This window comes from Laceyella tengchongensis, from assembly GCF_900182735.1.
Taxonomy (GTDB): domain Bacteria; phylum Bacillota; class Bacilli; order Thermoactinomycetales; family Thermoactinomycetaceae; genus Laceyella; species Laceyella tengchongensis.
In genome coordinates, this window is record NZ_FXTU01000001.1 from 190,221 (window position 1) to 216,255 (window position 26,035).

18 protein-coding genes are annotated in these 26,035 nt (G+C 50.2%); 7 read left to right on the plus strand and 11 right to left on the minus strand.

Annotated features, from left to right (window positions below):
- Positions 1 to 107: 107 nt before the first annotated feature.
- Together QQZ12_RS00955 and QQZ12_RS00960 are read right to left on the minus strand one after the other, a co-directional pair.
- The gene (locus QQZ12_RS00955; RefSeq protein WP_284723821.1) at positions 108 to 8,156 is read right to left on the minus strand and encodes a type I polyketide synthase; all 8,049 of its coding nucleotides are present in this window, start codon (positions 8,154 to 8,156) and stop codon (positions 108 to 110) included.
- Between the two features lie 307 nt (positions 8,157 to 8,463).
- Entirely contained in the window at positions 8,464 to 8,817 is a 354-nt protein-coding gene (locus QQZ12_RS00960; protein WP_102991607.1) for a hypothetical protein, read from the minus strand.
- Between the two features lie 1,040 nt (positions 8,818 to 9,857).
- Between QQZ12_RS00960 and QQZ12_RS00965 the strand changes: the two genes are divergently transcribed.
- From QQZ12_RS00965 to QQZ12_RS00980, 4 genes are all read left to right on the plus strand, one after another.
- Positions 9,858 to 10,223: a group I truncated hemoglobin gene (locus QQZ12_RS00965; protein ID WP_102991609.1), complete on the plus strand. Its 366-nt coding sequence runs from the start codon at positions 9,858 to 9,860 to the stop codon at positions 10,221 to 10,223.
- 373 nt (positions 10,224 to 10,596) lie between these two features.
- Entirely contained in the window at positions 10,597 to 12,447 is a 1,851-nt protein-coding gene (locus QQZ12_RS00970; protein WP_284723822.1) for an ATP-binding protein, read from the plus strand.
- A gap of 586 nt (positions 12,448 to 13,033) precedes the next feature.
- Positions 13,034 to 13,342 carry a hypothetical protein gene (locus QQZ12_RS00975; RefSeq protein WP_102991611.1) on the plus strand — a complete coding sequence of 103 codons (309 nt, stop codon included), beginning with the start codon at positions 13,034 to 13,036 and terminating at the stop codon, positions 13,340 to 13,342.
- Positions 13,343 to 13,783: 441 nt separating this feature from the next.
- Positions 13,784 to 14,056 (plus strand): hypothetical protein, encoded by a 273-nt coding sequence (locus QQZ12_RS00980; protein WP_123827402.1) that lies wholly within the window; start codon positions 13,784 to 13,786, stop codon positions 14,054 to 14,056.
- Positions 14,057 to 14,154: 98 nt separating this feature from the next.
- Here QQZ12_RS00980 and QQZ12_RS00985 read toward each other — a convergent pair whose 3' ends face one another.
- The 3 genes from QQZ12_RS00985 to QQZ12_RS00995 form a co-directional block, all read right to left on the minus strand.
- Positions 14,155 to 14,547: a carboxypeptidase-like regulatory domain-containing protein gene (locus tag QQZ12_RS00985; RefSeq protein WP_189318967.1), complete on the minus strand. Its 393-nt coding sequence runs from the start codon at positions 14,545 to 14,547 to the stop codon at positions 14,155 to 14,157.
- Positions 14,548 to 14,731: 184 nt separating this feature from the next.
- A complete protein-coding gene (locus QQZ12_RS00990; protein WP_181352962.1) occupies positions 14,732 to 15,115 on the minus strand; it encodes a carboxypeptidase-like regulatory domain-containing protein in 384 nt (127 codons plus the stop codon).
- A 62-nt stretch (positions 15,116 to 15,177) separates the two neighbouring features.
- Positions 15,178 to 16,122 carry a trypsin-like serine peptidase gene (locus QQZ12_RS00995; RefSeq protein ID WP_102991615.1) on the minus strand — a complete coding sequence of 315 codons (945 nt, stop codon included), beginning with the start codon at positions 16,120 to 16,122 and terminating at the stop codon, positions 15,178 to 15,180.
- A 154-nt stretch (positions 16,123 to 16,276) separates the two neighbouring features.
- On the opposite strand from QQZ12_RS00995, the gene QQZ12_RS01000 reads away from it, so the two are divergent.
- Positions 16,277 to 16,441 (plus strand): hypothetical protein, encoded by a 165-nt coding sequence (locus tag QQZ12_RS01000; RefSeq protein ID WP_154986540.1) that lies wholly within the window; start codon positions 16,277 to 16,279, stop codon positions 16,439 to 16,441.
- 58 nt (positions 16,442 to 16,499) lie between these two features.
- On the opposite strand, the gene QQZ12_RS01005 is transcribed toward QQZ12_RS01000, so the two are convergent.
- Together QQZ12_RS01005 and QQZ12_RS01010 are read right to left on the minus strand one after the other, a co-directional pair.
- Entirely contained in the window at positions 16,500 to 16,715 is a 216-nt protein-coding gene (locus tag QQZ12_RS01005) for a YhzD family protein (protein WP_102991616.1), read from the minus strand.
- A 102-nt stretch (positions 16,716 to 16,817) separates the two neighbouring features.
- Positions 16,818 to 17,621, minus strand: a complete 804-nt coding sequence (locus QQZ12_RS01010; RefSeq protein WP_284723823.1) for a mechanosensitive ion channel family protein — start codon at positions 17,619 to 17,621, stop codon at positions 16,818 to 16,820.
- On the opposite strand from QQZ12_RS01010, the gene QQZ12_RS01015 reads away from it, so the two are divergent.
- Positions 17,566 to 18,921 (plus strand): MFS transporter, encoded by a 1,356-nt coding sequence (locus QQZ12_RS01015; RefSeq protein ID WP_284723824.1) that lies wholly within the window; start codon positions 17,566 to 17,568, stop codon positions 18,919 to 18,921. The genes QQZ12_RS01010 and QQZ12_RS01015 overlap by 56 nt on opposite strands.
- Before the next feature lie 40 nt (positions 18,922 to 18,961).
- Here the strand turns inward: QQZ12_RS01015 and QQZ12_RS01020 are convergent, their stop codons facing one another.
- The 3 genes from QQZ12_RS01020 to QQZ12_RS01030 form a co-directional block, all read right to left on the minus strand.
- Complete coding sequence (locus QQZ12_RS01020; RefSeq protein ID WP_284723825.1) at positions 18,962 to 20,653, minus strand: serine hydrolase domain-containing protein; 1,692 nt, start codon at positions 20,651 to 20,653, stop codon at positions 18,962 to 18,964.
- A 158-nt stretch (positions 20,654 to 20,811) separates the two neighbouring features.
- Entirely contained in the window at positions 20,812 to 21,726 is a 915-nt protein-coding gene (gene rnz / locus QQZ12_RS01025) for a ribonuclease Z (RefSeq protein WP_284723826.1), read from the minus strand.
- A gap of 51 nt (positions 21,727 to 21,777) precedes the next feature.
- Positions 21,778 to 22,581, minus strand: coding sequence for an HAD family hydrolase (locus tag QQZ12_RS01030; protein ID WP_102991620.1), 804 nt, complete (start codon positions 22,579 to 22,581; stop codon positions 21,778 to 21,780).
- A gap of 183 nt (positions 22,582 to 22,764) precedes the next feature.
- Here QQZ12_RS01030 and QQZ12_RS01035 point away from each other — a divergent pair, with 183 nt between their 5' ends.
- The gene (locus tag QQZ12_RS01035; protein ID WP_284723827.1) at positions 22,765 to 23,694 is read left to right on the plus strand and encodes an MBL fold metallo-hydrolase; all 930 of its coding nucleotides are present in this window, start codon (positions 22,765 to 22,767) and stop codon (positions 23,692 to 23,694) included.
- 94 nt (positions 23,695 to 23,788) lie between these two features.
- On the opposite strand, the gene recQ is transcribed toward QQZ12_RS01035, so the two are convergent.
- Positions 23,789 to 25,930, minus strand: coding sequence for a DNA helicase RecQ (recQ, locus tag QQZ12_RS01040; RefSeq protein WP_284723828.1), 2,142 nt, complete (start codon positions 25,928 to 25,930; stop codon positions 23,789 to 23,791).
- Positions 25,931 to 26,035 lie beyond the last annotated feature (105 nt).

The following is a 26,035-nucleotide window of genomic DNA, read 5'->3' on the forward strand; positions in this document are numbered from 1 at the left end:
TTCGGCGGATGTCAAAAGAATAGATGCATCATAACTGCCGAGCTTGCTAGGGGCAACAACAAAAGGGGTTGGCCAGATGCCAACCCCTTGTTAATGATGGATGCCCGTTAGGACAGGATCCCTACAGGTTTTTGCGACAGGGCTTCATCAAATGCTTCGGGAATGGGGGCCGGTTGCGGTTTGCCCTGTTCATCCCGCATCATCCAAGCAATTTCTTGCTCTCCGTATGCCAGCTTATGTCTTTGGCCGTTTTCGTCTAGCCTGTAGTATTCAAAAAACAGGCTCAATCCCGATTGATATCGTTTGACCAAGGACATGTGCACTTCAATCGTGTCAAACGGCATCGCTTCCCGCAAGTGGTGCACTTTGTTGTTCAGCGGCACCCACTCTCCATGTTCTCCCGTCCCTTGGAATAATTCCGGTGCTAGGGAGTGGAAGAAGCGGTCGCGCACCCGGTTTTGCCACACGGTATAGTTGGAGAAGTACACATTGCCGACAAGATTGGACTCTTCTAAGCAAGTTTCAAAGGTGCCCGTTTGCAACACCCAGCGATTAGCCGGCCCTGACTGAGCGGTGAACACTACTGGTCCCAACAATTCCTTGGACAAAAGCGTTTCTGTACGGGTGGCTGGGCCGTTATGCCCCATGACCGTCAATTTCTCCCGCAAGAATTGCGCGTAGTAGTCAGGGAACGGAGCGGGGCGAACCACGCCGTGGCCGATGATTTCCACCCACGTCAACCCTTGTCGGCTGGTCGCGATCAGTTCTAATGCTCCATTCGGAGACACTTTGTACCAGTAGTACACCAACTCCATGTACTGGTTGTCCTGGATATGATCGATTTGCAAGTGAACTTCCAGCACATCATCGGATGAGGCCTCGCCCATAATTTCTGTTTGGGCGAAATTGGTCACCATGCCCCATTTACCGGAAGCAAACTGCTCCGTGATCCGACTCTGGACGGAAGAGAGGGATAACTCCCTGACTTTACCCATCCATTCGGCGAAGCGGGTGAGGCTCACTTTCCGGCTCAACGTGGCCGCATCTTTGAATGTGAGCGGGAATCGATAGACAAAGCCATGTTCGGGATGAAACTCACCGAAGGATGGTGCGGTGTCTTTTTCCTCACGCTGACAGACGATGACGACGGCCACCATTCGCTTCGCCGGTAGTGACAATTGGACCGGCAAAGTGAGGACAGTCAGCTCGGCGGTGTCTGTGATCGCGCGCAGCAATACCGCTTCGTCGGCTCGCTGTCCGATTTCAACATGCCGCACTTTTTCCCCGCTGGCCTTTTCGGCCGCCTCCCGGGCGCTCCAGATGCGGCTGCCAGCCAGTGAGACTGAATCACCGTGCGCTACCAGCGCTTGTAATAGCGGATGGTGATTGCTTGTCAGCAGGCGGTGCCATTCTTCTTCGCCCCGTTTGTCGTCGATCGGCAGAATGTCACAACCTTGCTCCCCTTGACCGACGGTGCAGATGGAGATTTCGTCGTCATGGGAGAACGAAACATGGAAACGGACAGCTGACCCGTTTTGCCCTGTCACATGAGGTTTGCCGTTTTCATCCCAAGTAAGCGGATATGCTTCGTCTCCACCGGCCAAGGCGATTGCTCGTTTATACAACGGCAGGAGCTTCTCATGGCGCATTTCGCGCGGTTGTTGATGAATGCCGGGACAATGGGTGAGCGTGATGACCGGAACATCCACCTCCAGCGTGTCCGCATGAGACTGAATCGCCTTCGCTAACCGCTGTTCATCGATGTAAGCCGGTGAGCAAAGCTCATTTGCCGTCGGCAGTTCTGGGAAGCGCTCCATCAAGTGCACTTGGTAGCCGTTCAGGCGCTGGATGACTCGGTTGTGTTCATCCAATACATCTACCATGTAGGTGTAGGAAGTGTCTGTTTGCTGTTGTAGCTTTGTTACCGCGCGTCGTATTCCTGACCCGGCCAGACTCTGTCCCAGGTGTTGGAAGGAATCGATTTTCACAGGCAAGCACAAGTCTTGCGGCGTGATGATTCGCGCAGATTGCAACAAGGCATCGTGGAAGTAAGGATCACCGAGCACATATTCCCCGTCGCTAGTTTGAGCGGTGAACAAGCAATGACCGGTTTTTTGCTCCGGATCGTGCGCCGCTTCGTATACATCCGCCAACCGATGGAAGGATGGACCTTGGAACAGGAGCGGCCCGTATAGATCGGTTTTTGGATCGATGGGCAATGCCTGTGCTGGGAAGGTGATGGGTTCCGTGATCGCCTCGCGCTCAGCAGGGAACGCAAATGTCGCCGTGAAGTAAGGTTTAGCAAACCCATTCTTTTCCGTACGAATTTCCGTTTTAACCCGCCCGTCTTCCAATACTTCCGCGCGGATTTCTATCAGCGCCCCAGTGTGCGGATCGAGCGTGATCGGCAAGGAGAAGCGAATGTCCTCAATTTGGGCATGGCTGAAATCAACGATGCCAGTGACATAAGAGACGGCTTGAGCCATCGCTTCCAGGCCGAATACGGCAGGGAACAGATAGGTGCCGTTGTACACGTGATCTTTCACATACGGGTCTTGCTCCAACGTTAAGCGAACCCGGGTGATGAGCTCCACTTCGGGATGATCGTAAAGAATGTCCCCGATGTATCGGTAGGAGCGCTCTCTTGGCACGGGACGAGGATGCCAAGTGTCCAACCCGCCCAGCTTGGCTGTGATGATCACTTGTTTGGCGGATGGATCGTGCAAGAACAAATGGACAAACCGACCCACCCCTTCCGCGACAGGAATGGCGTAGGTTCCCTTCTTCTCCAAGAAGTCGATGCTACCGGCCCGCACACCCATACCGACTTCATCCCACACGCTGAAAGCCACGGATAACACTTCGGTTTCTGGATGCTCCATGCCAAATCGGCGCAAGATCAATTGCAACGCTTCGTTGGAGAATCCATAGGAAGTGTTTCCGGCCATACCGGTGACACCCGCTAAGGAGGAGATGCCTACAAATAGCTTGGGCGGTTGATCTTGGAGTGCTTTCACCAGGTGCAACGCGCCCAACACTTTGGGGCCGATCTCTTCCATGAATCCAGCCAGAGTGATTTGTTCAGCCCGTCGCGGTTTCATTAAGGCAGCCCCATGGATGACGCCCGTCACTTGCCCCAGCTCTTCGCGCACGCGGTTGATCAGTAGCTCGACTGCGGCTTGATCGGCCATGTCGCACGCATAATACCGGCAAATCAACCCTGCTTCCTGGAATCGCGCCAGGGTCCGCCGCACATCCGGATGGTCTGCGCCCGAACGGCCCACCAATGCCATCTTCACGCCGGTTGCCCGGGCTACCGCCAATGCACACTCCGCCGTAATTCCTTTGGCCCCACCGGTTACCAGCACCACATCCTCACCAGTCCAGGTGATAGCGCGGGCAGGGTAGGTTTGAGGCTGTTGAACGACAGATTGCGGAACGCGTCTGATTCCGTTTTGATCATAACCGACGGAAACAAACGTTTCAGCTGCCATGATTTCTTCCAAAATCGGTTTCGCCATGGTCACAGGAGATAACGCAGGGCTCAAGTCAATCACTCGAATGGCGGCGTGTGGGCGTTCCATGTGAAGGCTGGCGGCAAAAGAGTTAGCGGTGCAGGTAGCCAGCTGAATCGGTTCCGTGCCGCTTCCAAACAGGCCACCGCCGTATTGGATATAGCTGATCGACGTCCGGTAACTTAGTCCGTTGCCAGGGGTGATCACGCATTGCAACCGTTTGACCATCTCCGTCAATTCTTCTGTGTCATCCGCTTGCGGCAAAATGACCACGGCATGGCTGATTTCTTCCTGCCGCGCTTGCTTTTGCGCGGACAATTCTGCCAAGGTGGACAGCTCTACTGGCACCTGGTGGCTGGACAATTCCGCGGCCAGTGCTTGTGCCCAAGCTTGCTCCGATGCTTCTGCGACAATCAAGAAGCGTGTCGTCTCCGAGAAGGAGAGAGGAGCTGAGTTGTGGCGCGGTGCTTCGACATAATTGATAACAAAGTTGCGCACCCAAGCGCGCTCCCCATGCTCTGATTGAACCGGTGCCGGGACAGGGGAAGCAACAGGTTGCTGAACTGGCGCCGGAGTGAGAGCTTGTTCAATCTCTCTCAAGGTAGCGTTAGCGAAATCGCTCGGGTCCACTTTTTCCTCTACGCCCATTTCTTTAGCCACATGGCTCACTAATTCGGCCGATTTGATGGAGTCTAAATTCAAATCATCCAACAAGCGCATATCCATGTGAATCGAATCAGCCGGGTATCCGGTTAGTTGGGCAGCCCAGTGCAATAAAGAATGGGCGGCGTCAAGCTTCCCGGTATCTTGGCCACTCGGCGCGACATGTGGTTCCAGTGCTTGGCACACTTCCACCAAGGTGGCATTGGCAAAATCGCTGGGATCCAGTTTGTCGGCGACCGCAAATTGTTGTGCTAGGGAGGAGACGAGCTCCGCCGACTTGATCGAATCCAAGTTCAAATCATCCAGCAAGCGCATGTCCATGTGAATCGAATCAGCCGGATATCCAGTCAGTTGGGCGGCCAATTGCAACACGGTTTGCGAGACGTCCGGCTGCCCGGTTCGGTTTGTGGCTGGGGCGATGTGCGTCTCCAGCGCTTGGCACACTTCTGCCAAGGTGGCATTGGCGAAATCGCTAGGATCGATTTTGTCAGCGACCGCAAATTGTTGTGCTAAGGAAGAGACGAGCTCCGCCGACTTGATCGAATCCAGGTTCAAATCATCCAACAAACGCATGTCCATGCGAATCGAATCAGCCGGATAACCGGTCAGTTGGGCGGCCAACTGCAACAAGGTTTGGGATACGTCCGGTAGCCCGGTTCGGTTCGCGGCTGGGGCGATGTGCGTTTCCAGCGCTTGGCACACTTCCGCCAAGGTGGCATTGGCGAAATCGCCGGGATCGATTTTGTCAGCGACCGCAAACTGTTGCGCCAGGGAAGAGACGAATTCCGCTGATTTGATCGAATCTAGGTTCAAATCATCCAACAGCCGATGATTGAGCGTGATCGATGCGGCCGGATACCCCGTTTGTTTTGCGGCCAATTGGATTGCCGCTTGAGTGACAGATGGGGTGTTTGTCGATGGAGCCGCGGGCTGTGCGGATGATGGATTCGGCCGAACGATGGACGGCGTCGGCGCATGCCCGGTTTGTTGCCCAGAAGAGGGCATCATGCGCATATGTTTGAGATCGGCTTGAATCACATCGTACAAAAAGGCCCCTCGCTCTTCCAGATATCTTTCCCACACCCCTGGCGGCAGGTCGGATGGCTCCGGCAGAGATACGGTAGCCGTTCCGCTGAATGGGGACTCGGGAATGGTTAATGGATTTTCACAAGGGTTCACAATAAATGCTTTTTCAGCAGCTGGTACAAACGGACGGATCAGGCGATTTGCATATAACCATGCCCATTGCACGTCTCCGCCGTGTGTAAAATACGCCGCCAAAAAGCGATGCAGATCTTGCAGTTTGCCCGGCGCTGATTCGACAGGGAAGCAGGGCAGGTTGATGGAACTCTCAGCCACCAATCCCGTCAGTACCCGTCCGGGACCCACTTCCACCAACAAATCGCATTGGTTTTTAACTGCAGAAAGCAGGGAGACAAAATTCACTTTTTCCACGATCTGCTTGGCGAAATAATCGTTTCCGTCCGCAAGCGTGTCCATCCGCTCGCCGTCAATGCCAGAAATGAATGGAACAGACAATGCCACCGGATCGGCAGGCAACGGAGCTTGTTTACGCAACGAGAGAGACGCTTGTCCGACCAATTTGGAATGGAAAGCATTGGATACGGACAGTGGGATCGCTTGAATCTGGCGTGCTTGCGCCCGAGCCACCACTTCGGCGACAGCTTCTTTTTCACCGGATATCACGGTTTGCGATGGGCTGTTGAGGTTGGCGATCACCACGTAACCCGGCACATCGGCCAACAGCGCCTCCGCTTCTTGCCGATCACAACGCAGGCTGGCCATCGTTCCTGCCTCTTCCGCTGGAGCGGACATCGCTTTGCCCCGGGTTGCCGCTAGGCGGAACAGCGTCGCTTCATCATAAGCTCCTGCAGTGTTTAAGGCTGTCAGTTCGCCTAAGCTGTGTCCGGCAGTGAATTGGGGCTGGATGCCCAACTTCTCCAAAAATGCACGCCACAGTGTAGATGCCAAGCAAATGGCTGGTTGAGCCACTTCTGTCTGGCTTAGTTCTTTGAACCATGTGTTCAGTTCCTCGCGATCCCGCGCCCGGTCGAGGGGACGGAACATCTTTTTCTGCGCCTTTGGAGCGGCTTCCCACGCCCGCTCGGCGATTTCTCGCGCCCAAGGGAAGCGTTCTACCAGCAGTCGGGCCATGTTCAATTTTTGCGAACCCTGGCCAGGGAACAAGAATCCGACGCGGTGCCGACTTACTTGATTGCTGATCCAGACCTGTTTATCCATGTCAGTGAACACTTCCCCTTTTGCCGGGAAAGCGTGTTCCAGCTTATCCGACACAAAGGCCAGTTGTTCTGCTAAACGGTCGGGATGGTCGGCGATCAATGCAGCACGAACCTTCGCATTCGGCTTGACCCGCTCGGCGAGCAGATGGGCCAAATCGGCCAACTCTGCGATACTGATGCCAGCCGCAAGCTGTTGGGCCTCTTTGATTTGAGCCAGCAAGTCCTCTTTGTCGTCAGCGGCAAATACAAACAGCTCCGTGTCCTGATTGGAAACGAGCAATGCTCTCTCGTCAAGCTCCGGTTTGAGCTCTGGCTTGGGCAAATCGGCCGACTCCAATGTGACATGGCAATTGATGCCGCCAAAGCCCATCGCTGAAACCCCGGCGCGAAGGCGTTCTTCTGGCGCGCGGATTTCCCCCTGCAGGATCGGATAGATACTCTGCGCAGAGGTTTGGAAAATGTCATTTGGTTCATGGCAAGCGGCCGTCGGTGCGAGTACGCGTTGGTTCACGCACAAAACGGCCTTAATCAGTCCGCCGATGCCGGCAGCCGCTTTGGTGTGGCCGATCAAAGATTTGAAGGAGGTGACACCACAAGAGCGCGCCTGTGGTTCTCCATATGCTTCTCGTGCCTGGTTGATTGCTTGCAATTCAATGCGGTCGCCAAGTACGGTACCGGTGCCGTGTCCTTCCACGAAATCCAGTTCATGCGGAGAATAACCGGCCATCTCGTATGCGCGAATCAGAGCTAGAGCTTGTCCTTCCACTTTGGGGGCAGTGATGCCGCCTTTGCCGTCGGAAGAGATGCCCCACCCTTGGATGACCGCGTAAATATAATCGCCATCCCGCTTGGCGTCTTCCAACCGTTTCATCATGATGAAGCCACAGCCTTCACCCGGAACGAAACCGCTGGATCGGCGGTCATACACATTCATATCGTTTTTGGTCAATGCGCCGGCTTTGGCGAAACCTACCACTTCCAATGGGTCAAGGCTGATGTCCACGCCGCCGGCCAATGCCAGATCCAGCTCGCCGTTCGCCAATTTTCCGGCAGCCGTGGCCACAGCCAGCAAGGAAGAGGAGCATGCGCCGTCAACGACATAACCGCCGCCGTGCAGATCGTAATAGTTGCATATTCTTCCGGCGATGGTGTTGGACAATCCGCCAGCCAGTGTATCTTCCGTGACCGGCGGGAAAGCCGACTTATAGATGCTCTCCATCTGTTGTTCCAATTGTTTAATCATCGCGTCGGATAAACCTTGGGACTTGCCGGCAGCCCGAAGGGTCTTGCGGACATACGGCCAGCGGAGCCGCAAGGTGTTGGCGCGGGTGAACTCGCCGGTCAAGGTGTTGCCCACGATGACCCCCGTCTTGTCTTTGGGGATCTTGTCTCGGGTGTACCCTGCGTCGGCCAATGCCTGTGAGGCTACCTCTAATGCCAGCCAATGGACAATATCGGAACCTTCGTAAGTGGTCTTAGGAATGCGTCGCTGAGCCCAATCAAATGAAAAGCCGTCAATCACTGCGGCAAAACGGCCGTATGTTTTGTCAGGGGCGTCAGCTCGTTGATCATAATACTCATCGAGCGGCAACCGTTGTTTAGGCATTTCACGAAATTGCCTGCGTCGGGATAGGATGTTTTCCCAAAGTTCTTTTAAATCGGATGCTCCTGGATAATGACTTCCAATTCCGACAATAGCAATAGAACTCGGCTTCACGATGAATGCTCACCTCTATGTATAGGTATTGAATATTTTAATTATACTATTTTAGAACGTAAGTAAGCCAATTTTTTAATCAGAAATACATATAATTATAAATTCAAATTAATATTTTTTGGATTTGTTTATTGTAATTAATTAATAAATTCTATGAATGGGTGAGATTGGAAATGGGGAGAAAAGCGCAAAAAGAAGCAACCTTCGCCGCCGTATGCGAAGGTTGCTCAATATGATATAGATCAGACCATTGTTCTATTTGTAAGAAATAAGTGCGGAACCAAGGTATGGCTTTCAGTCATAGGTATTAAACGTTTTCCGGCGTATAGTCAACAATGCAGGAAATATACAAATCGGTGTATTCGGACGCTTTCACGATTTCATCCACAAGATAAGCGTTATTGAAGGAATTCATCGCTTGCTGGAAGTCGATGACACTATCATAATAAATGTCCATTTGCAGCACATGTTGTGGCTCCGTTTGGGCGCCATCCTGTGTCATCGCAAAGGTAAACGGGGCCAAATGGCAAAGCTCGACGTGAGAGACTCCATCAACTTCTAAGATGTTGGGAATGATGTTGTTTTGTAAGAATAAGGTGTATCGGTCAGTATCTCTTGTTTCTTCATGGTTCCGAAACAGAAAAGAGAACTTCATCTTCATGGCAAATCCCTCCTTTGTGAAGAAAATGATAGGTTGGATCATATTTTTTATCCCATCAATCTATAGATTACACTGTTTTTTCTAATAAAAGAAGAGTGATTTCTGATATTTCAAGATGAATTAAAGCGCTTAACCGATGGAAAACAGACTTTTCCTTTAATTAGGGCTGAATTGGTAATTTTCTTGGGCTAAGTCATGACCGCGATTTTCATGGCTGAGTGAGCAGTTGCTAGGATGTGTCTGGCAAATCGAGTTGGTGGGGAAGAAGCGGCGGAAAAACCTTTTCTCGAGGAGCGCCGATGCACAAGTGAAGCGAATGAGAGAGTCACTGGCCTATTCATCAGACACGCCCTAGAAGATCGTTTGGTTGCATCTTTTACCTTTTCCTGGCACGTAGTTCACTGAATTGTCGATAAATGGACGGGTGCCGTGTACGGGAGCAACGCTGAAACGGACGCATCAACCGAAATTTTGACGGGTGAAACAGACATAGGCGGTCATATGTTATTCATTTCAAAATACATCCATCGCCCTGTACCGCCATGATGGCATTGGCATGTTTGGCGCATAACTTAACGAGCTTGTTCGGACAAGAGAGTAAACACAGCTGATCGAAGGAAGGGTGAATATGGATAAGAAAAAAAGTGCTGTTGTTTGCCGATGTCGGCATAGATGATGCAGTCGTATTGATCTATGCCCTTTTGCATCCCCGCATCCGCGTATTGGGGGTTGTCGCCAGCTTCGGAAACACTCCCAGAAAACTTTTGTTGATCGTTCCGTGGCAGTCGTGCAATCTGCTACATCGGTGACCAGAGGAGTAAGTGTGGCCGATTTCAGAGAAATCCCCACCCCTAGCGTACCAGGAAAAATCATACACCGGATCGCCATCAGCATGCAGAAGAAGGCATTCATGCGGGACTTTTTGCAGGTTATGACCCAATGAAGTAAACGCCCTTCCGCTTTTTTCTTTGCATAAAACCAATTCGTGTGTTAATAATACAAGGGGAATTGCAACAGAAAAAAGTGGAGGGAACAGGGTTATGCCTCAAACAAGCACACTCTACGAAAAGCTTGGCGGAGAAGAAACCATCGCCAAAGTAGTTGACTACTTTTATGAATTGGTATTAGCTGATGATACAGTAAACCATTTTTTTGAGAACACCGACATGGAGAAACAGCGCCGCCATCAGACCAAATTTATCAGTTTCGCATTGGGCGGCCCAAACCAATACAGCGGTCTGTCCATGGCGAAAGCGCATGAAGGCATGAACCTGCAACCAGAGCATTTTGACGCGATTGTGAAGCACTTGCATGATGCCCTCGCGCACTTCGGTGTGCCTGAGTCGGATATCGACACCGCATTGAATAAAGTGGCTACTTTAAGAGATGACATTTTGTACAAATAAGCAAGCGACCAACCCGATGCGAGTCTGTCATCGGGTTGTTTGATGTGCGGGAACTATTAGCGGACTCTTTATATGAATTGTAGATTAATCGAGGGTTTAATATAACGACGTCAATAGGGTGATAGTGATTAAGTTGTTTTGATATAAATTAGTCTGCCGGTGCTAGATTGGATGTTAACCTAATGAGTAGTTTATATCTTTTAATTGATTGAAATTTATATCATATACGTTTATAAAAAAATTATTATAAATATTTCTATATTGATTATTGTAAAATAGTGAAATAAACTAAATTTAGTTTTTAAAGTTTGTAATGTGTTCTCTGAATTATGCTATAGACTCCAAAATGAAATTTCTGATGGGGGGATGGAATTTGAAACTTAAAACGGTTGTACTTAAGAATTTTAGAGCATACAAGAAAGAGATTCGGGTTAACATCAGTGATTTTACTGCATTTATAGGAAAAAATGATGTGGGAAAGTCAACGATCTTAGAGGCATTGGATATTTTTTTTAATGGAACAAATGGTATTGTGAAATTTGACAGATTAGATGCCAATGTGAATAGTGAAGAAAAGAAAGTGGTAATTGGGTGTGTGTTTACTGATCTTCCGAAAAAGATCGTGCTTGATACATTATCACAAACAACATTGGAAGAAGAATATCTCTTAAATGAAGATGGAGATTTGGAAATTCATAAGGTGTTTGATTGCACTTTGAAAACACCTAGAGAAAACGTATTTGTTGTTGCCAATCATCCAACACGTGATGAAGTCAAAGATCTATTGGAATTGTCCAATTCAGAATTGAAAACCCGTGCCAAAGATATGGGTATTGACTTAAGCGAGATTGATCAGAGGTCTAATTCGGCGCTCCGTTTTGCAATTAGAAATAATATAGGTGAATTGAATATACAAAAAACAAAGGTTCAACTAAATAAACATATTTGGGACAGCATTGCTAAAGTTTTACCCCACTTTGCTTTGTTTCAGGCAGACCGTACCAGTAAAGATGGTGACTCCGAAGTACAAGACCCAATGAAAGTGGCAATTAGTGAGGCAATTAAGTCTGTACAAGATAAGTTATCTGAAGTTAAAGAGATTGTAAAGAAACAAGCAGAAGATGTTGCTAATAGGACGTTGAAAATGTTACAGGAAATGAATCCTGATCTTGCAAAAGAATTAGTTCCTAATTTTAAAGAACCAAAATGGGAAAGTGTTTTTAAGCTTTGTTTGGTTGGTGATAACGACATTCCCATCAATAAACGTGGCAGTGGAGCAAGGCGTATCATATTACTAAGTTTTTTCCGTGCAGAAGCTGAGCGAAGGCAACAAGAGGAAGGGGGATCTGGTATTATTTATGCTATTGAGGAGCCAGAGACAGCGCAGCATCCCGAGTACCAAAAAGTGCTTGTCGATGCACTGAAATCTTTGGCACAACAGAGCAACTGTCAGGTTATCATTACAACGCATGTCCCGAGTTTGGCAGGTTTGTTACCTATTGAGACATTAAGATATATTGATGTGGATAAAGATGGGGAACGAAGGGTTCGTGAAGGTGACAGTGAGGTTTATGCTGAAATTGCTGATCAGTTGGGTGTATTGCCAGATAGACGAGTTAAGTTATTTGTCTGTGTAGAAGGACCTCATGATGTAAGTTTTCTTGAACATATTAGTCGTTTGTTACACACTCAAGATAATGGAATTCCTGTTTTAGGGGATATTGCTGGAAATGAGTTGAAGGGTGATCCGAGAGTTGTTGTGTTTCCTCTAGGAGGAAGTATTTTAAGTAAATGGGTTAATAAGCGTTATTTAAGTGCATTTGGAATACCAGAAGTACATATATATGACAGCGATAATGGAAATAATCCTAAATATCTTAAAGCCGCAGAAAAAGAAAATAAAAGAGAAGATGGATCTAAGGCTTTTCTTACAAGAAAAAGAGAGATGGAAAACTATCTTCACCCCGATGCTATTTATGAAGTGTTTGGTGTGCGAGTCAATTTTACTGACGAGGATGATGTCGTGAATATAGTTCATAATGCTTTGATATTAGAAGGAGCTAAAGAACACAATAAAGATAAGATAAAGAACAAGTTGAACAATGTGGTTGCATCAAAAATGACACTCGAGCGTTTAAGGGAAAGGGATCCTGATGGTGAAATTTATGAATGGTTCAAATTGATTGCATCAATGATTTCAGACGAAGAAAGTGTAGAATGTTAGGTTTCACTCAGTGAAAGGATTAAAGATGAAATTGCTAAAGATCGATTTGCAAGCCAAAAATAAAGTTAGAAAATTGGCTGAGCTTATGAAAACGCTACTGTAAGTAAACAGCTTGTTGATAATACAAAGGTATGGGTTTTAGACATTAAGAGAAGGATGAAATTAGCAAGCGGATCTGTTAAAAGGATAAAACCATCCTAAAAGGGATTTAACATATTTACATCTTCTATCGTGTTAAATTAACCGGCATCTCATTAGAGGGCCGGTTTAGTTTGTTTATTGGGGATAGATCATTGTTAGGGTCTTAAGGGAAAGTAAAGCTATCTGAAAAAGCATTAAGGAATCGGGATAGTAGTAGTAGCGGACACCCTTTTTTCCTGATGAGTGCCGATGAACAAGTGAAGCGAATAGAAAAATGAAATTGAAGGCGCTGGCCTATTCTTCAGACAAGCCTTAACTCATCAGATGCTTTTCCTTTAAACCATCGATTCCTTTATGAGCCTATTTATCTTCCTAACAGGAACGATGTGTTCCGTTTAGACATAAGATCAATCAGCAGAATCACCATATGAAAGGAGGAGCCCTCTTGGCAACATTATTTTGGGGCACCAATTTGGGTAATGAAGGTGTTCTATATGGAGACTTTAACCGGTTGCAACAACAAAAACAAGAAATTTCAAGAGAATTGACGAGACGAGGATTTAATAATGTACGTGTGACCAATTGGGAAATTTCAGGTCATAAAGACGGATGTTACGTTTCCATTGCTCATCTTTCCCATCCAACACCTAATAGATGGTGGGAAATAATCATGGTTAGTTGCGACGGCAATAATATTCCATTGGCCCAGACCATACTTAATCAGGCTCGAAACGCCATTCGTTTTACGTGGTGAACATAAAAGCAAAATTAAGCCCACTACCCAAAGGTTGGTGGGCTGAACGGATCACAAGTGAAGAAAGACCAAAATGAATGAGTGGTTAACATGGTTTACATAGGATTGTTGTCAACAAGGCCTCGTATCAAACAGATAAGCAAGCTTGGGCCACATCTGGATCAAGCGGGCTGTGCATATAGCTCGTTATTTTTTGATTCCGCAAATTTTTTTGTTATTTTCGTCGTATTCAATGGAGGTGGAAGGTAGTTAATGCGTAATTTGATCATCATTTTCTGTTCTATTTTCGTTTTGGCAGGGTGTACGATGCATGAAGAATCAAAGAAAATCAATATAGTAAAAGTCGATGATCGAGCCTTTTTCATTTCGGATCAGTAGTTTCCTGAAAGAGTTTCGTTCTTTCGAAAAGCTTTCAGAGTAACGAAAATCACTACTTGTACGTTGGATCGTAAAAATGAAGGAGCTAGAAACAAAGAAGCGTTAAAGAATCATCCACCAAAGGATGGATTTGATCGTGTGCAGTGGCCTCTTGCCATTTGCAAAGAAGGCGGGGCTGGTGCTTATGTTGAGTATATTGAGGGTGAAAAGAATGAACAGGCTGAGAAATGGTTACAAAAAGAGTTAAGTAAGTATCCTGATGGGACACCTCTTTTCTTTCATATAGGAGAACGTCCGAAGATGAATATCATTACAGATAAAAAGGAACGAAAATAAACAATCGTGGCTATTATATTTCGTTTGGCTTGAAAACTTTTGATTACCCAACCACACCATAGGCGCAACAAAGCCCCCCATGTGGAGGGGGCTGTTAGTTATTTGGCCGGCATCAAGCGTACGGTGATTGGCGCCTTTGTCTTGGTGGTGTCGACGGAGATGCGTTGCCCTAAGTATCCGTTGCACTGGAAGGTGAAATCGTAGGTACCGGGTGGCACCGGCCAAGTAAATTTGCCATTGGCGTCGGTATAACGCACGATGCGCGGCAAGGCGACAGGGTGCGATCCGGTGGGAATGGGGGTGACGATGACACCGGGGAGAGGGTTGCCCAGCTGGTCCAAGACTTGCCCAGATACATCGGTTAGTGCTTTCGGGGGCGAGGCTTGCTCTGGCATGGCAGATGGGTGCGGGTTTGCCGTTTCCGCCGTTCCCCCGCAAGCGCTGAGCAGGCAGCAGAGGAGCAGGATGAGCGGTGTAGGTGTGCGCATCATTGTTCTATCTCCTTTCAAGATGAAGTGGTTTGGAATCATGGATGGAAAAGGCCTAACGGAGAGGAGCAATATGTTCAACGTTATCTGAGTTTCCTTAAGATGTAAACACGATACATCCTACTTTTGCTCACGATAAAAGCAGTTCCCCGTTTTCTGGCTCTAGAAAACGGGGAATTTTTGCGGATCAATTCGGTTTGAGTTGCACCCGCAGGTGGGGCGCTTGTTTGCCAGGTATGGCTTGTACCCGCTCCTTGTGAAGGGCGTATCCTGGCTTGCGAAAGACAAAGTCATACGTGCCAGGAGGAACCGTCCAGGAGAAACGGCCTTCCGCGTCAGTGTAGACGGCGATTTCGGGAATGGGTCCGCTTTTGTCGTCGGCGGGTTCAGGCATGACAAGGACTTGGGCGATCGGATGTCCGTCTGTGTCCACGACAGTGCCCGTGACAGTGATGCGTTGTCCCGGCTGGGGATTGGGCGCGTCTCCGCTGAGATTGTTGCATCCAGCGCTGACCAGCATGCTGATTGAAAGCAGGGAGAGGAAGAAGCTGGAGAAGCGTGTAAGGTTCATGATCATGATCCTCCTTTAACAAAAAAAGATAGAGGGGAAACTCCCACCCTATCTTATAGACGTCATTGCGCTTTCCAGGTGTTCAAATTTTCGAAAACCTCTTTTGTGATTCTCGTGCCGCGGTTATAGCTGGAGCCGCCGTACACACCGTTGGTATGGATCGCGATGGAGCAGACGCCGCAATAGGCATAGCTGTTTTGGTAAACAGGAGAGCCGCTTTGGCCGCCATAGGTGTCGTTGGCGTATAACAGCTTGTGTTTGTGTGTTTCGCGAATACGATCGGCGTGTTGCCATTGGGTTCCGTATGGCTTGTCGCCGGGATAGCCGCTGATGTTTTCAGCCGTCCCGTTCATGGAGCCGGATTGGTATCGGTATCCGAACCAACCGGTGGAGTCGCCGATGCGTTTGTCCAGCTTGATCGCACCATAATCATAGTTGGTGTTGCCGTCATGTACCCAGCCGATCACGGAGAAGAATTCCACGCCATCGGCGGAGCCATAGGGAAGGTGGTCGCCGTCTCTTCCCGGATAAACGGTAGCAAAGGAGGCCCATTTGTCTTCGTTGGGATCATACAAGCAATGGCCGGCGGTGGCCACGGTGTCCGGACCGATCATCCAACCAGTACATCCACCGATGTCGCTGACGATATGTACAATGGCGCTATAGGGGTAGACGGCTGTGTTGGTGACTCGGGTGCGGTTGTCTGCGCCGATGATCGATTCTGTACCAGCGCCGCCGTCTGGTTTGGTTTCAGATGGGGAGGCTGTGAGATCGCGCCGTTCTTGGGTGCCCTTGTGCCCTTTGGTGTAAGCCCCGAAGCGTTGTTTGACTGTGTCTTTGCCGTATGGGACGGGCTGAATGGTGGCGCCTTTGTTGGAAACGGGGGTGTGGGGGGATGGGGCTTCTGTAACCGTCGCATAAACGGCAGAGCCGCTGGATGAAAAGACGATGGCGCAAACGAATGACAAGGAGGCAGCTAACGCAAACAGCTGTTTCTTGTGCAACATGAATGAATCACTCCTTTAAGGGAATTGGGTCATGGGGGCGGAGACGGTGAGTAGGGAATGAATTAACGATATGAATATTATAGGGAATATGGTAAATATATACAATCCGAATGTTCTGCTAATTGTTTACGTTTTTGTGACCTATGGAGTGAGAATGGAAACGGGTTTGTCAAAGCGGCAATCTAGGGTGTGTCTGGCAAATCAAGTGGGTGGGGAAGAAGCGGCGGAAAAACCTTTTTTCGAGGAGCGCCGATGCGCAAGTGAAGCGAATGAGAAAATGGTTTTGGAGCCGCTGGCCTATTCATCAGACACGCCCTAGTTTAGCTCCAACCAAAGTCAAAATCCCCGGCAAGAGCGGGGATTTTGGACGGATTGGATCAGATTGTGGCTTTGCTTGTTTTGGTGTCGAATTGGTGCGGCTTAAACATGACTAGGCGACCTGTGCGATGGAAGACGCGATGTGGTTTTGTCTCGTAACCTTTTTCTTGCAAGAGTCGGTGTGCTTCCTGTTTGGCAGCGGCATCTGTCGCGGCTTCCACGGCTTGGTCAATCAATACTTCCCCATTCTCACTATACACGGTCATATGATACATAAACCCCTCTCCTTTCCGCAACACAATTGGTAATAGTCTTATTATAGCCAATATCCGCAGAAAAGAGGAGACGTTTGCCGATACATGCCTTTTGCGTGCGGCCTAGGTTGCGCTGACTTTAGCGAATTCACTTTGGTCCAGCGCCATCTTCAGTTCTTTGCGCATTTCCCGCTCCACGCGCGCCTGTTCTCCGTTTTCCGTGCGGGCGTAGACGCGAATCACGGTTTCGGTTGTGTTGATATTTTCCACTCCCAACACGGTGGGCCCCTCAACAATTGCCGGGATGTGGTGTTTCATTTTGCGGCACGTCTCTTCTAAGTATGCGATCATTTTTTCCACATCGATGTCAGCGGGCAAGGGGAGATCGACGGTGGCTTGCATCACGCCACGGGAGTGGTTGGTGAGCGATTTGATGTCGCGGTTGAGCAGGAAATGGAGGTCACCGTTGGCTGAACGAAGTTTGAGCGTCCGCAGGCCCACATGCTCCACGGTGCCGCTAAAACCGTTTACCGTAATCTCTTCCCCCACATGCACTTGGTCTTCCATCAACATGAAGAAACCGGTGACGATGTCGCTGACCAAGTCTTTGGCTCCGAACCCGATGGCCAGTCCCAAAACGCCAGCACTGGCGAGCAGAGCGGATATATTGATGCCGAATTCAGGCAAGATGGAAACCAAAGCGATGAAGAAAATCACATAGGAAGCGATGTTTACCAAGAGGCTTTGAATGGTTTGAATGCGTTGCTGGGTGCCTTTGTTCAAGTGTTTGCTAGACACGGTTGCGCGAATGATCACTTGTTTAAGGACGGCGTAGGCGATGCCGGCCAAGACCAGGATGATCATCGCTTTGATGATTGAACCAAAGACGCCGCTGAATAGGCCATTGGCTGAAAAAGTTGTAAACAATGGGGTTCCTCCTGTCTTATTTTATTTCGTATTGCTAATTTTCCTGTCAAGCACTATAATCCTTTGCGGAGATGATGAAAAGGTGGCTGATGTTGATATGAGTCAAACATGGTCAATGAAACGGTTTTACATATTGGTTTTTGTCGTATGTATTACCGGGTCGACACAAGGCTTGCTGATTCCTTTGCTGACGACGTTCTTGGAGGAGCGGGGCGTCAGCGCGGATGTTAACGGACTGAGCGCAGCCGCGCTGTACGTGGGCATCATGATTGCCTCACCGCTGTGCGCGTGGATGGTTGGGCGTTACGGCTACAAAAAGATGATCTTGTTGGGCCTTAGCATCACCACCGTGGCGGTTGGATTGATCCCCTTATTCACCAATATCTGGGTGTGGAGCGCTTTGCGGTTCACGGTGGGGATTGGAGACAGTTTTCTACATTATGCTACCCAATTGTGGATTACCTCAACCGCACTGCCGAATGAACGAGGAAAGCGTATTTCCCAATACGGGTTCTTCTACGGGTTGGGGTTTGGGATCGGCCCGTTGGGTCTGAATTTGCTGTCGCTAGGCGAAAATGTCCCTGTGTGGACGATGTTTGCGCTTTTGGTCGTTACGATTGGCTTGGCGATGCAATTGAAAGAAGACCAAGAGAAGGTCACCAGCGAAAAAAGGGAAGAGAAGGCGGCCAAACATCATGTCGCCGTGGTGTACCGGATCGGCTTGGTCGCTTTGTGTCCAGCAATGTTGTACGGTTTTTTGGAAGCGTCGCTGGCGGGCAACTTCCCAGTGATCGGACTGCGCGAGGGCATTTCCAAAGGATGGATTTCCGTGTTGATTTCCGCCTTTGTGTGGGGAAGTTTGGTCTTCCAGATTCCGCTTGGCATCTTGGGCGATAAAATCGGCCGCAAACGGTTGCTCATGGCCGTGTGTGCCTTGGGGGCCGTAGGCATGTTCCTCATCCCTCATCTGATGCCCAACGCCTGGGCTTTGTTTGTTGCTTTCTCCCTCATCGGTGGATTGATCGGTTCCATTTTTTCCTTGGGGCTGGCTTATGTGACAGATCTGTTGCCTTCCCGTTACCTCCCTACAGCGAATATGATCGCCTCCGTTCATTTCAGCTTAGGGAGCATGCTAGGGCCCTATACGGGTGGACTGCTCATCAAAGGGTGGGGAGGACATGCCCTGTTTTACCTGATTTCCGCTTCTCTGGCCGCCTTTGTGCTACTGGCACTCGTATACCGGCACGCGGAGGCCTCCGAATCCTCCTCCCTACCTGTACAGGAAAAGCAGATTGGCTAACTGGAGTGGCCCCTTCTTGCGGTCGCAGAAGGGGCTTTGTTTAATGTTCTCTTCGTTGCCATTCCATTCCTGTCATTTGCAAAGGGCGTATCTCGCCGTTTTCTAGCTTGACAGTGGGTTGGTCGACATACCACCCCCGCCCGTTGATCGAGACATCCGTCTGATAGCGGAAGCGGAGGTAGCGGGCGTTGGTAGGCAGGGGCAAGCTGACCCGCTTCCAGCCTGCACTCCTTCCAGTGACCGAATGCAAGGGTTGCCAAGTCTTACCGTCCGCAGATGTTTCGACAATGCCAAAATCGGCATTGGTTTCGAGATGATGCCAAGTGGCGAAGGATAATGTTTTTTTGGCGGCCGAGGCTGGCAGATGGGCTGTCAGCGTGCGGTTCAACCCATCGCCGTAGCCTGCGAACCAAGCCGGCCTCCGCATGGCGACTGGAATGGCGTCAGCGGCCAACCGCGCCGCTTCCCTCCGAACCGGGTTGAGTGAAGGCGTTTGTCGGGTGGGATGTACCCGATTGGTCAACAGAATGGCGATGGTGGCTTGCTCCCGGTTGACGACGAGGGAAGTACCAGTAAAACCAGTATGGCCAACGGTATGGGGACTAGCGAGGGCGTCCATGTACCATCCTTGATTCAGCTCCCAACCAAGGCCGTGGTCATCACCGGGAAAGTCGGTGTTGAAGTTGTGTTCCATTAAGGCCACGGTCTGTTCATCCAAGATGCGGGTGGTGCCGTATCGGCCGCGTAATAGGAAGAGATGGGCCAACTTGGCCAAGTCGGTGGCTGTAGAGAATACACCGGCATGGCCCGCCACGCCATCCAAGGAAGCGGCGTTTTCGTCATGCACTTGACCCCAAACCAGCCCGCGGTCGGGATTGGACTGGTATTCGGTAGCGGCGATGCGGTGCTTGAGAGATGCGGGTGGATTGTACATTGTATCAACCATTCCCAAGGGCCCTGTGATCGTTTCTTTCACATATTGATCCAGTCGCTTGCCGGTGAGGCGTTCCACCAGAGCACCCAACGTGATCATGTTGAGGTCGCTGTATACATAGGTGCTTCCGGGGGCATGGTCGAGCGGGCAACGGAACACTTCTTGCAGGCGGTCATCCCGGTTGCCGCCCATCTGATATAAGGGAAGGCCGGGGCGGAATCCAGATGTGTGCGTCAGTAATTGCTTGATAGTGACGGTCGCTTTGCCGTTTGCCGCGAATTCGGGAATGTAGCGGCTTACGGGATCATCGAGTGAGAACTTGCCTTGTTCATAGAGTTTCATCACGGCGATGGCGGTAAAGATTTTACTGATGGAAGCCACGTCAAACAGGGTATGTTTGGTCATGGGAACGGGTTGGGCGAGAGGGGTTCGTGAGGCATCGCGGTACTTGGCGGCATAGCCGTACGCTTGGTGCTTGACGATGACACCGCGGCGGGCGACCAACATCACCGCACCGGGCATATGGTTTTGTTCGATGGCCCGGTTCAGGGCGGTGTCTAACGCTCGTAGCGGTTCGTTTCGCATTCCTGCTGCTGATGGCGGGCCCGCACGTAAGATCGGGCTAGTGGGGAGGGGGAAATCCCAGCTCGCCGGGAGGGCGTCATTCACGCGCTTGGCGGACGGGAGTGGCTTGCTTTCTTTCTCTGATAAAGGAGCGTAAGCGGCGAGAACGGGAACCGGCATCAAGCAGGCCAGAAGCAGGCTAAACAAGGATACCCCGAAGGGATGGCGGCGCATGGGGCATTCTCCTCCTTTGTGTGATGGATGCCTTATTGATATATTTTACCAAAACATTTGTGGTTAAGACAAAAGCCGCTCCTGTAAAAAAACAGGCGCCTCATCGATAGGCGCCTGTCTTCGCCGGGTAGTTGATGAATGGCCTGGCAACGAAACACTCATAATTGATACCGGAACCCGTCATGCGCGATCTGGACGGCAGTGAAGACAGTTTGCGCTTCTTTCAACAATTGCGCATGATCCTCTTCCATGAATCGTGAACTGATGTGGGTTAGAATCAGCGCTTTGGCGTTGGCATTTTTGGCCACAGTGGCCGCTTGGACACATGTGGAGTGATGGTGGGCGGTGGCCAACCCTTCCTGACCCGCCCCGTAGGTGGACTCATGAACCAACACATCAGCGTGTTGCGCCAAGGCTTCTGCGGAAGGAGTTGGCCGGGTGTCTCCGAGGATGGCCAAGATGCGCCCCGGTTTGGGGGGGTGGATGTAATCTTGTCCATTGATGACGCGCCCATCGGGGAGAGTCACCGTTTTCCCCTGTTTAATCTCTTGATAGTGGGGGCCAGGCGGGATGCCTTCGGCTTTCAGTTTCTCGATATCCAAGGCACCGGGTTGCTCATCTTCTTGCAATCGGTAGCCGAAGCAGGGAATACCGTGGTCCAATTTTCCCACCGTCACTGTAAAGGGGCCTTCCTTCAATGTGTCCCCTTCTTCCACTTCATGAATGGTGAGGGGATAACGCAAGTAGGTGCAACTCGTTTGCATCGCCACTTCAATAAAGGAACGCAAACCTTTGGGGCCGTAAACGGTTAATGGCGTTTCGGCTCCTTGAAAACTCCGGCTTCCCAATACGCCCGGAAGCCCATAGATATGATCCCCATGGAGGTGGGTGATGAATATCCGGCTTACTTTTCCTAAGCGGACAGGATGTTCAAGTATTTGATGCTGGGTGGCTTCACCGCAATCAAACAGCCAGGTGTCTCCTTTGTACTCCGGCATGATGAGAGCGAGGGATGAAACATTTCGCTGTTTGGACGGGATGCCAGCGCCAGTGCCCAAAAACAGAAGTTCCATCGCACAATCCCTCCTTTCAACAGGAATGTTTAGACCGATGAGGCAAGGGGGTCATTTCGCTGAGATTTGGCTATTGTACGCCAATACCCAGCGGGCCGCTTCCGCTACAGAGGCTACGGTGTGGGTTGCTTCCTGTTTCACTGCGGCATCGGCGACCGCCATCGCAAAGCTGTGCTTCGTCAGTCGGAGCATGGAGATGTCATTGTAGGAATCGCCGATGCAGGCCACTTCCTCTTCCTTCATGCCTAAGTGATCGATCAGCCGTTTAAGACCAACCCCTTTGGAGACGCCAGGCGGCATGAAATCGATGCAATGCCGGTCGGAAATGAAGGAGTCAACCCTGTCGGCGAAATGTTCTTTCACTGTGGCTTCCAACTTTTTGATTTCGTCCATGTCGCCGATGTAGCATAGCTTGCTGGCGAAAATGGAGGTGCCTAGGCAGTCGAGCACATCGGCCCGTTCTTCGATCGGCATGCGCATCTGTGTTTCGATCTGTTGAACCAACTCACTTTTGCGCGGCACAAACATGCCATCTTCCTGGCTAATGAAGCCAACAAGCTGATATGGTTCGGCGATCTGGAACAACTCGCGGGCCGTATCCCCGTCGAAGTGGGCGGAATACAGGCGTTGATTATTCGTATCATAGATGAACGCGCCATTTTGGCTGATGCGGTGGAACTCTCCTTGCAGTTCGTTCATCACGCTAACCAATTCTTTATCCATGCGCCCGGAGGCGAGGCAGACTTGCACCCCAGCGTCGACAAGTGCCATTAAGGCTTCTTTGTCCTCCGGATTCACAGTTTTTTCGTCATTGAATAAGGTGTTGTCTAAGTCACTCACAAATAAACGGATCATAATGGATGACACTCTTTCTGTTGAGATAATAGATGCATCTCTGTTTAGGTTAACATAAATAAGTGGATAAACACATCATCCAAGAGACTTGCCTTATTTATATGAATGTTTCATTTTATATGCATAATGGGTTAATCGAAATGGGTTATGGTTAAAAAAATATAAAAAGCAGGGGATGGGAACATGAGCCTTTTTCTGTGGTTTATGCTCATAGCGACATTGGTTGCGGTGCTGTCGGTTCGCCGGGTCAAGCGGCGGACGCGGTTGGTGAAGCCAGACCGGTCGCTCAAGCCGGCCGAGTGGTCTGCGGAAGAAGTGACGGTTGGCTGGATCGGTCACTCGACCGTACTGATGAATATATACGGGGTAAAAGTGATCACAGATCCGGTGCTAGGAAGACGTGTTGGGCAGCAGCTGGGGATCGGCGATTGGCAGATCGGTCCTCGCCGTCATGTTGAACCAGCGGTCACTTACGATGACTTGGGACGAGTAGATGTGATCCTGTTGTCCCACGCCCATTTTGACCATTTTGATATCCCCACGTTAAAGCGGCTGGCGCACCCTGATGTGTTGATGGTCGTGCCCAAAAACACGTCCAAGCTGTTAAAGGGTATGCCATGCCGGCGAATTGTGGAATTGAGTGGAGAAGAGGAAGTTCAGCTCAGCGAATGCGGCCTAACCATTAAAGCGGTGCCGGTGAAGCATTGGGGAAATCGGTATCCATGGAATGTGGATTATGGGTATACCGGGTATTTAATTGAAAAGCGGGACACGCGGATCTTCTTTCCGGGTGACACCGCCTACACCCCGGATTTTTACCGTCTACGCGAACGGGGGGAGATCGATCTGTGTTTCATGCCCATCGGTGCATACAGTCCGGACAAATACCAATGGGCACATTGCACCCCCGAACAGGCGTGGCAGATGTTTCTCGATACAGGAGCCAATGTGTTGGTGCCGATTCATTGGGATACGATCAAGTTGTCGCAGGAGCCTTTGCATGAGCCATTGGAGCGGTTGCTTGCTGCCAGTGGGGAACAACGGGATCGGATCGTTATCACGAAACATGGGGAGGTTTATGTGCTGGTCAAGGATAAAGTCAGCCTGTCATAACGCCTGCTTTGGTGTATCTAAGGCGTGTTCCGGGGAAGCGTTGGAAATACCGTTTCCCAGAAACACGCCTTCGTGTTGGGTGCAATGGGACGGATCACTGCGTTTGCAGTTCGGCCAGCTCTTTTTTTAAGATGGCTGCTTTGATAGCCATGTAGTCTACCTCGTCTGGCAACGCGTCTTTGAGCGGACGGAGTTTGTGCGCGCCTAATTCGTCGATTTTGCGCATGATCAGTGCTTCCCAGCGGGCAGGGATGAAGGCGTCCCAATCCAGCGGATGGCCGTCTAGGCCGGCGCGGATGAGATGGTCTTCAATCGTTCCCCGCGTCAATTGCCGCAGTTTGGCGATCTCATCGATCGTTTTCCCTTCTTGGAATAAACGGTAGGTGTGCAGGTGACTCTGTTCTTTTTCCGACTGTTCGGGAGCGGAAGCTGTTCGCCTGCGCCCATGCTTGTCCACGTATTTTTGAATCAAGGCTAGAAAAGCATGACCGTGTTTGGCGTATTTCAGCTCACCCACACCGGGGATGGCTCGCATCTCCTGTTCGGTGATCGGCAAGCGTCGGCACATCTCTTTGAGCGTGCTGTCTTGGAAAATGATGTATGGCGGCAATTGTTCTCGCTCGGAAATCGATTTCCTGAGTGCTTTCAGTTCTTCGAACAGCAGAGAACCTCGGCTAGGCTCAACCATCGGCGTGCGTATTTCTTCGCGGTGGAGCAGTACGCGCCGGGAACCTTTTAAGACCTCAATCGCCAGTGGCGTCAGCTTGGCAACGGGCACGCTGGGGTGTGACAAGTCCAGGGTGAGGTAATGGTTGCTCACCAACTGGTGGCAAAGCTGGATGATTTCTTTTTCGGTGTGGTCTTTCATGATGCCATAGGTGGAGAGGCGATCCAACCCCCAGCTGAGAATGCGCTTGTTTTTGGACCCGCGCAACACCTTGGACACCACGGTGAAGCCGAAGCGTTCATTCATGCGTTTGATGCAGGAGAAGATTTTTTGCGCATCAATGGTGCGGTCTTCTGCTTCGCCCAGCTTTTTGCGGCAATTGCCACAGGTGCCGCAAGTGTAGGGATGATCATTGCCAAAATACCGGATAAATGCTTGCTGGTAACACTCATCAGTAAAGCAATAATCCACCATGCACCGTAATTTGCTAAGTTCCAACGTTTTGCGCTCCGGAGTCATCTCGGAATGGTCGATCAGGTATTTTTGCGTTTGGATATCCGTCGGCGAGAACAGCAGGATACACTCGCTTCGGTCGCCATCCCTGCCAGCTCGTCCCGCTTCCTGATAGTAACATTCCAGGTTGCGGGGCAGATTATAATGGATTACAAATCGGACATTGGATTTGTCGATCCCCATGCCAAACGCGTTAGTAGCGATGATGGTTTGAATCCGGTCATAGGAAAACGCTTCTTGGGCCCGATTGCGCTCCAGATCGCTCATGCCTGCATGATATTTGGCGACAGGAAAGCCTTCTTCTTGCAAATAGCGATGCAACTGATCCACTTCTTTGCGGGTGGAGCAATATAGGATGCCGGTCTGCCCTGGGTGATCGCGCAGATATTGCGTGATGAATTCACGCTTTTGCCCGTCGCGGTGGACATAAAAGGAAAGATTGTCCCGTTCCAGCTTAGTCGAGAAAATATGCTTTGGCGAGATTTGCAACAAATTGGCGATATCGTCGCGCACATCCACCGTGGCTGTCGCGGTCAAGGCGGCGATCAATGGCCTGCGCGGCAATGTCAGCAAGCGTTCGGCCATGGAGCGGTAGCTAGGGCGAAAGTCATGTCCCCACGTCGAGATACAGTGCGCTTCGTCAATGGTAACCAAATAGATGGGCAATGTCTCGAAAATGGTTTGGAAGCGCTCAGATTCCAAGCGCTCAGGTGCGATGTAGAGCAATTTGACTTCGCCGGATCGGAGCGCTTCAATGCGCTGGTCGATCTCATGGGGTTGTAGCGTGCTGTTGATGTATGTGGCGGAAATGCCTAGTTGCTTTAAGCCGTCCACTTGATCCTTCATCAAGGAGATCAAGGGGGAAATCACGATGGTAATCCCTGGAAACATCAACGCCGGAATTTGGTAGCAGATGGATTTGCCCCCGCCAGTCGGCATAATGCCCATCGTGTTATGCCCGGCCAAGATGCTCTGGATGATTTTGCGTTGCCCCGGACGGAATGTAGCGTAACCGTAAAATTTTTGCAGGAGTAGTTCCGCTTGTTCGATTGACACTCGATTCACCCACTTACAAAGCATAGCTCGACATGATATGCAATCATTTTACATGATTTTTCTGATGTTGACATGAAGGAATTCCCCAGGAAGCGCGCTATCATT

Bases quoted from the DNA above. Each gene is read 5' to 3' on its own strand.
- QQZ12_RS00990 (WP_181352962.1), bottom strand. From the start codon at position 15,115: ATGAACCTTACACGCTTCTCCAGCTTCTTCCTCTCCCTGCTTTCAATC.
- QQZ12_RS01020 (WP_284723825.1), bottom strand. From the start codon at position 20,653: ATGCGCCGCCATCCCTTCGGGGTATCCTTGTTTAGCCTGCTTCTGGCC.
- QQZ12_RS00960 (WP_102991607.1), bottom strand. From the start codon at position 8,817: ATGAAGATGAAGTTCTCTTTTCTGTTTCGGAACCATGAAGAAACAAGA.
- QQZ12_RS00995 (WP_102991615.1), bottom strand. From the start codon at position 16,122: ATGTTGCACAAGAAACAGCTGTTTGCGTTAGCTGCCTCCTTGTCATTC.
- QQZ12_RS00965 (WP_102991609.1), top strand. From the start codon at position 9,858: ATGCCTCAAACAAGCACACTCTACGAAAAGCTTGGCGGAGAAGAAACC.
- QQZ12_RS01000 (WP_154986540.1), top strand. From the start codon at position 16,277: ATGGAAACGGGTTTGTCAAAGCGGCAATCTAGGGTGTGTCTGGCAAAT.
- QQZ12_RS01035 (WP_284723827.1), top strand. From the start codon at position 22,765: ATGAGCCTTTTTCTGTGGTTTATGCTCATAGCGACATTGGTTGCGGTG.
- QQZ12_RS01030 (WP_102991620.1), bottom strand. From the start codon at position 22,581: ATGATCCGTTTATTTGTGAGTGACTTAGACAACACCTTATTCAATGAC.
- QQZ12_RS01015 (WP_284723824.1), top strand. From the start codon at position 17,566: ATGATTGAACCAAAGACGCCGCTGAATAGGCCATTGGCTGAAAAAGTT.
- rnz (WP_284723826.1), bottom strand. From the start codon at position 21,726: ATGGAACTTCTGTTTTTGGGCACTGGCGCTGGCATCCCGTCCAAACAG.
- QQZ12_RS00985 (WP_189318967.1), bottom strand. From the start codon at position 14,547: ATGATGCGCACACCTACACCGCTCATCCTGCTCCTCTGCTGCCTGCTC.
- QQZ12_RS01005 (WP_102991616.1), bottom strand. From the start codon at position 16,715: ATGTATCATATGACCGTGTATAGTGAGAATGGGGAAGTATTGATTGAC.